The organism is Aeromicrobium phragmitis, from assembly GCF_003674095.1.
In the GTDB taxonomy this organism is placed as follows: Bacteria; Actinomycetota; Actinomycetes; order Propionibacteriales; family Nocardioidaceae; genus Aeromicrobium; species Aeromicrobium phragmitis.
Genome location: NZ_RDBF01000151.1, coordinates 1 through 382, shown reverse-complemented (window position 1 = coordinate 382; position 382 = coordinate 1). Strand labels below are relative to the sequence as shown.

1 protein-coding gene is annotated in these 382 nt (G+C 43.7%); it reads right to left on the bottom strand.

Annotated elements, in window-relative coordinates; genetic code table 11:
* Positions 1–55 precede the first annotated feature (55 nt).
* On the bottom strand, positions 56–382 hold a 327-nt coding region (locus D9V41_RS16725), incomplete at its 5' end, for an SGNH/GDSL hydrolase family protein (RefSeq protein ID WP_208006929.1).

Sequence of the window (382 nt, the reverse complement as noted above, 5' to 3'; positions counted from 1 at the left end):
CTAACATTTCCTATGCCTCCATTATCATACTTCTCTGTGAATCCCCCCTGCTCATCTAGTTTAAATAAATGCCACCTGTGCCACTCTCAACAGACTTCAGCAATTCATCTGCTAAAACTGCTGCCCCCTTTCCACTTAGATGAAGCCCATCTCTCATATACATGTCTTCTCTCCCAACAAAGCATCCCCATAAATCTAAGTACCCCACCATCTCCTCTTCACACATCTGTTCTACTAATGCGTTGATTGCCATCCTCTTGCAGTTTCTGTATGTTTGCCCCCTTCCTCCCATTACTGGCAAAATTCCTGAGAGAATAATCTGTCCAACCCTGGTCTGCTTTAACTTCCTGACTAACTGTCTGAACTTCTGTACTATTCCGAT